This window comes from Streptomyces sp. NPDC051555, from assembly GCF_044454405.1.
In the GTDB taxonomy this organism is placed as follows: domain Bacteria; phylum Actinomycetota; class Actinomycetes; order Streptomycetales; family Streptomycetaceae; genus Streptomyces.
Map to the genome: position 1 here is coordinate 223,132 of NZ_JBITDP010000011.1, position 6,600 is coordinate 229,731.

At 72.4% G+C, this 6,600-nt stretch carries 6 protein-coding genes; 4 read left to right on the forward strand and 2 right to left on the reverse strand.

Annotated elements, in window-relative coordinates:
• Positions 1 to 63: 63 nt before the first annotated feature.
• Together ACIBEA_RS23220 and ACIBEA_RS23225 are read left to right on the forward strand one after the other, a co-directional pair.
• Entirely contained in the window at positions 64 to 819 is a 756-nt protein-coding gene (locus ACIBEA_RS23220) for a TetR/AcrR family transcriptional regulator (protein ID WP_399263831.1), read from the forward strand.
• A gap of 77 nt (positions 820 to 896) precedes the next feature.
• On the forward strand, positions 897 to 2,576 hold the full coding sequence (locus tag ACIBEA_RS23225; RefSeq protein ID WP_399263833.1) for an amidohydrolase: 1,680 nt from the start codon (positions 897 to 899) through the stop codon (positions 2,574 to 2,576).
• Between the two features lie 26 nt (positions 2,577 to 2,602).
• Here ACIBEA_RS23225 and ACIBEA_RS23230 read toward each other — a convergent pair whose 3' ends face one another.
• Together ACIBEA_RS23230 and ACIBEA_RS23235 are read right to left on the reverse strand one after the other, a co-directional pair.
• On the reverse strand, positions 2,603 to 2,968 hold the full coding sequence (locus ACIBEA_RS23230; RefSeq protein WP_399263834.1) for a darcynin family protein: 366 nt from the start codon (positions 2,966 to 2,968) through the stop codon (positions 2,603 to 2,605).
• Between the two features lie 115 nt (positions 2,969 to 3,083).
• Complete coding sequence (locus ACIBEA_RS23235; RefSeq protein ID WP_399263969.1) at positions 3,084 to 3,977, reverse strand: NAD(P)H-binding protein; 894 nt, start codon at positions 3,975 to 3,977, stop codon at positions 3,084 to 3,086.
• Positions 3,978 to 4,115: 138 nt separating this feature from the next.
• Here ACIBEA_RS23235 and ACIBEA_RS23240 point away from each other — a divergent pair, with 138 nt between their 5' ends.
• Together ACIBEA_RS23240 and ACIBEA_RS23245 are read left to right on the forward strand one after the other, a co-directional pair.
• Entirely contained in the window at positions 4,116 to 5,054 is a 939-nt protein-coding gene (locus tag ACIBEA_RS23240) for a LysR family transcriptional regulator (protein ID WP_399263836.1), read from the forward strand.
• Between the two features lie 179 nt (positions 5,055 to 5,233).
• The gene (locus tag ACIBEA_RS23245) at positions 5,234 to 6,460 is read left to right on the forward strand and encodes an RCC1 domain-containing protein (RefSeq protein ID WP_399263838.1); all 1,227 of its coding nucleotides are present in this window, start codon (positions 5,234 to 5,236) and stop codon (positions 6,458 to 6,460) included.
• Positions 6,461 to 6,600: the final 140 nt, after the last annotated feature.

Here is a 6,600-nt window from a genome sequence, read left to right on the forward strand (position 1 = left end):
CTCCGAGCGCTGGGCCTAGCCACCTGCTTGCTTATTGGTCGCACACTCAATAGCATCCCCGGTATGTCGTCAAGCGTTCAGCGCAAACGGATCCGGAAGTCCCCCGAGGCCCGGCGGGCGGAGATCGTCGATGCCGCCACGACCGTGGCGCTGACCGAGGGGCTGGAGTGCCTCACCCTGCGGCGGATCGCCGACGAACTGGCGGTCAGGCCAGGCCTGATCAGTCACTACTTCCCCTCGGTGGAGGACCTGGTCGCGGAGGCGTTCGGGAACGCGGCCGGTGCCGAGCTGGACGCCCTGCTGCCGTTCGAGTCGGCCGAGCCCGTCGAGTCGGCAGGCTCGGTCGAGGGGCAGGGGCCCACTCGGGAGCTGGCCCGGTTCCTCGCGCGCACGTCGGGGGAGGCGTACGACGACATCAGTCGGCTCTGGATCAATGCGCGCCACCTCAGCCGCTATCGGCCCGTGCTGTGCGCGCGCGTCTCCGAGCAGGAGGCGGCCTGGCGTGGGAGGTTGGAGGCGTTGCTCCGCAGGGGGATCGAGCGGGGCGAGTTCCGTACGGACGACCCGTACGCGACGACGATCCAGATCCTGGTGGTCCTCGACGGCCTCGGCGCCCACGCCAACACCGGCGCGCGCAACGACCGCCCCGACGCCGTGACCTGGATGGCGGTGAGGACCGCGGAGCGCGAACTCGGCCTGCCACACGGCGCGTTGCGCACCGAGCGGGCCGCGGGGGCCCGTACCGGCGGGGACGGATCGAGCGACGCCGAGGCCCCCGACGCATCCGGTATATCCGGCACATCCGGCACATCCGACTGACGCCCTCCCTCTCGATCTCCTCCATGTCCAACCCCTCCATCCGGATCCCCTCATCGCCCGATCACCCTGGAGCCGCTGTGCGCACGAACCTCGTTCTGCTCTCCGCCCGCCTGCTCGACCCGGTCACCGGTGCGTTCCTGCCGGAGACGGCCCTGGCGGTCTCCGGTGGACGGATCGCCGCTCTGGGCGACGACCGTGAGATCCGTGCGCTGGCGGACTCCGCGACCACGGTGGTCGACCTCAAGGGGGCCGTGGTCACGCCCGGGCTCGTGGATGGTCACATTCACCCGGTCTCCGGGGCCGAACTCACCCACGGGCTCGACCTGTCGGGCTGTCGCGACCTGGCGGACGTGCGCGAGGCGCTGGCGCGCGAGGTGCGGCGGTTGGAGCGCGGGCAGTGGCTGTCCGGGTGGGGGCTCGACCCGAACGTCTTCGGCGACGTCCCCGTCGGGTCCGCTCCCTTCGACGCGGTGCTCGACGGCGTTCCCGCGTTCCTCCTCCTTTTCGACGCGCACTCGGCGCTCGCGAGCCGCCGCGCCCTGGAACTGGCCGGCGTGGACGGGCCGCGCACCTTCGACCAGGGTTCCGCCGAGGTCGTCTGCGACGAGCGCGGCCGGCCGACCGGGTTGCTGTTGGAGGAGGCCGCCTGCGAGCTCGTCGAGCGCATCGCCCCCCGGCCCACCCGGCAGGAACAGCGGGACCGTCTCGCCGCAGCGCTGCGGTCCATGGCCGCGGCCGGGCTGACCGGCGGACACGTCATGGACGCCAACGGGACCAGCCTCGACCTCCTCGCCGAGCTCGATGCGGCGGACGAACTCCCGCTGCGCCTGCGGGTCGCACCCTGGTGCCAGCCGGGCATCGACGCGGACGGGGTGCGCGCGCTCGTCGACCAGCAGGGCACGGGCGGTCGGCTGTGGCACGTCGCCGGGGTCAAGCTGTTCATGGACGGCACCATCGACAACGGCACCGCGTGGCTGGAGCGCCCGGACTGCCACGGCGAGTCGACGCACGCCTTCTGGCCCGATCCCGCCGTCTACACCGAAGTGATCGGAGCTTTCCACCGGGCCGGCGTGCCCACGGCCACGCACGCCATCGGCGACGCGGCCGTACGTCACGCACTCGACGCCGTCGAGAAGGCGCGCGCCGCGGGGGTAGGCGGGGACGGCCGGGACAGCGGGGCCAGCCGGGACAGCGGGAGCAGTGGGGGCAGCGGGATCCGGCACCGGATCGAGCACATCGAGACCGTTCCCGACGACACCCTGAACCGTTTCGCCGAGCTCGGCGTCCTCGCGTCCATGCAGCCCACCCACTGCTGTGACTTCACCCGCGCCGATCACACCGACAACTGGTCGCGCCGCCTCGGGGAGGAGCGTGCCGCACGCGCCTGGCGCTGCCGCGACCTGTGGGACTCGGGCGCCACCGTCGTGCTCGGTTCCGACTGGCCCATCGCCCCCTTCCCGCCCCTGGGCGTCATGGCGGGCGCCCGTCACCGCCGCCCGTCCCGCGACCTCAGCCAGCCCCCGCACGCCCCCGAACAGGCTCTGACGGGGCTGGAGGCCCTCCGCGGCATGACGGTCAACGCCGCCTACGCGGCGGGGGAGGAGCACGAGGCGGGCCGGCTCGCCGTCGGCCACCGCGCCGACCTCACCGTCCTCGGCGGGGATCCGCTCACCACCTCCGCGACGGACCTGCCCGATCTCCCGGTACTGCTCACCGTCCTCGACGGCCGACCGACCCACCGCCACCCCGGCCTGTAGCGGGGACCACTGCCGCGCGGGGCGCGTCAGGTGGTGATGGAGGCCACGGGTTCGAGGCCGTACGTCCGCGCGTAGCCGTTCTCGGTGCCGACGAGGAGGTCGACGACCTCGAAGTAACGGTCCCAGAACGGGGTTTCGCGCAGCGCGTCGATGAGGAGCTGATAGGCGTGGTGGTCCTCGGCCTCCCACACCCAGACGTCGGTGACGCGCGCGGAGTAGAACTCGGTGTCGTAGAAGCGCGACCGGACACCGGTGGTCTTGGCCTCGATGGCCGGGCGGACCTCGGTGGTGAAGGCGTCCACGCGTTCCTGGACGGTCAGGGCGAGCCACTCGGGCTTGGTCTTGACGAGTATGAACGCCGTGACGGGCGGTTCGGTCTTCTGATCGGTCATAGCGGTTCCTCCGATTGAACGAGAACGAGAACGAGAACGAAGACGAGAACGGGATGGTGGCGCGCCGAACGCGGACGCCGGACGCCGGGCGACAGGCGTGCGGCGTCGTCCGGCGTCAGGAGAGGACGGCGGGCACGAGGGTCCGGGTGCACCACTGCTCGAACGTCGTGGGGGAGGCGGTGTCCGGGGTGCGGGCCACGCCGGCGTCGAGGCCCTCGTCCTTGGCCCGCTTCATGTCGACCACGCCCTGGACGAACGCCTCGTCGAGGCCGTATCCGATGAGGGCGCCGTACATCTCGTCGAGCGACTGGCGTTCGTAGCGGACGGGACGGCCGAGCTGTTCGGTCAGGATGCGGGCGACGTCGTTGGGGGACAGGTCCCGCGGCCCGAGGACCGGGACGCTGCCGGTTCCGGTCCACGTACGGTCGAGGAGCAGCCGGGCGGCGGTCGCCGCGATGTCGGCGACCGCGACGAAGGGGGCCTTGCGGTCGGCGTCGGCGGAGTCGGTGAAGACGCCCTTCTCACGGATCGAGTCGGTTTCCTCCAGGAGGTTCTCGAAGAAGGACGGGTTGGCCAGGGCCCGGTAGGCGACCCCGGTGTCGGCGATCAGGTCGTCCATGGCCAGGGAGGCGGTGACGAGCCCGGCCCGCTCCGCGAGCGGGGTGCCGCGGCCGAGCGCGGAGACGCCGACGACACGGCCGACGCGGTGGGCGACGAGCGCCTCGGCGGCGGGGCGGGTGAAGCCGCTGTAGGCGTCCTGCGGAGCCAGGGAGGAGTCCGGCGGGACGAGCCAGAAGACGGCGTCCGCACCCTCGAAGGCCCGGTCGAGGACCTCGGCGTCCGCGTGCGAGCCGGTGACGACCTCGACGCGGCCGCGCGCCGCGTCCGGGAGCCGGGCAGGATCGCGCACGATCACGCGCAGTTCCTCGCCCGCGGCGGGGGCGGACTCCAGGAGTTCGGAGAGCAGGTGACGGCCGATGTTCCCGGTGGGAGCAGTGATGACGATCATGAAAACCTCGTGGATCTCGATGGTGCGCCGGTCGTTCGGTGCGCCGGCCTTTCGGTACGCCCCCATGCTGCTGAGCTGCTCGTGATGCCACAATGGGAACTTCGGCACGCAATCATTGACTGAAATGGAATAACCCAGGTGAGCAGCCCTGATCCCGATCCGGTCATCGACGCCAACCTCGCGATCGCGCTCGACGCCCTGCTGGCCGAGCACAGCGTGACCCGGGCCGCGGCACGTCTGCACACCTCGCCCGCGGCCATGAGCCGCACCCTCGCCCGGCTGCGCCGCGTCCTCCAGGACCCCCTGTTGGTCCGGGCCGGACAGGCCATGGTCCCCACCCCCCGCGCACTGGCCCTGCGCGAGGAGGCCGCCGCGGTGGTGCGGAGCCTGGGCGCGCTGCTCAGTCCCGGCGCGAGCGTCGACCCGGCGGGCCTGAGCCGCACCTTCACCCTCCAGGCCGCCGACCTGGTCGGCGCGGCGCTGGCGCCGGGACTGCTGCGACTGGCCGAGCACGAGGCGCCGGGGGTCTCCTTCCGGATCATGGCCGAGGAGTGGGAGAACGGGCCCGCGCTGCGCGACGGCCGGATCGACCTGGAGATCGGGTCCATCGACCACGTGGACCCCGAGACCCGGACCGAGGAACTGGTCAGCCTGCGCATGGTGGCGGCCGTCCGACCGGGCCATCCGCTCACCGAAGGGCCGCTGACCCCGGCCCGACTGGCCGCCGCCCCGCACGTCGCGGTCAGTCGCCGCGGCCGGTTCACCGGCCCCCTCGACGCCGCCCTGGCCGAGCGGGGCCTCCACCGGCGGGTCACCGTCGTCCTCCCCGGTCACCTGGCCGCGATGACCCTCGCCGCCCGCAGCGACGTCGTCTGCCTCGTACCCGCCGCGCTTCCCGGCGCCGCCGCCTCGCCGCTCACCCACGACGCCGGCGCCCTCGGGTTGCGCCTCCTGGAGATCCCCCTGGAGCTGCCGAACGTGACCATCGGCATGGCCTGGCACCCCCGGCACACCGCCGACGGAGCCCACCACTGGCTCCGCACCACCGTCCGCCGCGCCCTGTCCGCACCCGCGTGAGCGAGGCGCGGACGTCCGACCTGTATGACGGGTATCGGACGCATCGATGATCGATACCGGTGCAATAAGGCAACTGCATAGCGTTTGGGGCGCCTTGTCGGACCGGATCGCGGTGCCCACGCCGGTTCCGGGGCCGCTGGGCACCACCAGTGAAACGTGACGACGGAAGGCCTTGATCCGTGCGAAAACTATTGGCTGTCGCTGCTGCGACGGGCGCCCTGCTGATGGCGGGGACCACGATCGCCTCCGCGGCGCCCGCCGCGGAGCCGTGGAGTCAGCCGTGGGACCAGACCATCGAGGGTGCCTCGGCCAAGGGCGTCATCACCAGCGAGTCGGTGGGAACCAAGCCGGAGGACGAGCGGTACCGACTGACGGGCACCCTGACCGTCACCGACCCCAACCCGGAGGCCTGCTACTACGTCCAGGTCGGTTCTGAATGGATCGGCAAGCCCCGGCCGCCCCGTTGGTGGGGGACCTCCTCGGTACGGCAGTGCGGGCCGGGGACCGTCGATGTCACATCGGTGACGCAGGCGGGCGTCCAGGTGCGGGCGCGCATCGCCCGGGACACCGACAACGGTGACTACGCGGCCTTCACACAGATCACCGTGCCGACCGAGGTCAGGACCGGTGTCAGCGCCGTCAGCGCCGGGCCCCGGTACAGCCTGGCGTTGAAGAACGGCAAGACCACGGCGTGGGGCCAGAGCGACTACGGTCAGACGACCGTGCCGGCCGCCGCGAAGTCGGGCGTCACCGCGATCAGCGCCGGGCCGCAGCACGCGCTGGCGCTCAAGAACGGCGAGGTCCTCGCCTGGGGTGACAACTCCCGCAAGCAGCTCGCCGTGCCGGCCGCCGCGAAGTCGGGCGTCACCGCGATCGCCACCGGATGGGCACACTCGCTGGCCCTGAAGAACGGCAAGGTCATCGCCTGGGGCGAGGACAACGACGGTGTGGTCACCGTGCCCGCCGAGGCCACGTCCGGCGTGAGCGCCATCGCGGTCGCCAACGGAACCAGCATGGCCCTGAAGAACGGGAAGGTCATCGTCTGGGGCGGCGACGAAGTGCTGCGCGCGGTGCCCGCCGAGGCCACGTCCGGCGTCACCGCGATCGCGGCGAGCCCGGACCACCTCCTGGCCCTCAAGGACGGGAAGGTCACCGTCTGGGGCTACTGGGGCGACCACCTGGCGGTGCCCGCTGCCGCGCAGACGGGCGTCACCGCCATCTTCGCCTCCGAGAAGTGCAGTTACGCCGTCAAGAACGGCGAGGTCACCGGCTGGGGCACCCTGCGCGGCCTGTGCGACGTCCCGGCGGCGGCCAGGACGGGCGTCAGCGGGATGTCCGCGGGTGGAGAGCACAACCTGGTGCTCAAGGACGGCAAGCTCTACGACTGGGGCCACCTGTTCAAGTAGCACCCCGACCGAACCGGGGCGGGGGGCGGGGCCCCCCCCCGGGCCCCCCCCCCCCCGCCCCCCCCGGCGGGGGCGCCCCCCCCGGGGGGGCGGCCGGACCCGCCCCCCCCCGCTGTATTTTTGGGGGCGGGACACCAAGT

What these genes read in the sequence shown, in the direction of transcription:
- ACIBEA_RS23220 (WP_399263831.1), top strand. Translation starts at nt 64, where the DNA reads ATGTCGTCAAGCGTTCAGCGCAAACGGATCCGGAAGTCCCCCGAGGCC.
- ACIBEA_RS23230 (WP_399263834.1), bottom strand. Translation starts at nt 2,968, where the DNA reads ATGACCGATCAGAAGACCGAACCGCCCGTCACGGCGTTCATACTCGTC.
- ACIBEA_RS23235 (WP_399263969.1), bottom strand. Translation starts at nt 3,977, where the DNA reads ATGATCGTCATCACTGCTCCCACCGGGAACATCGGCCGTCACCTGCTC.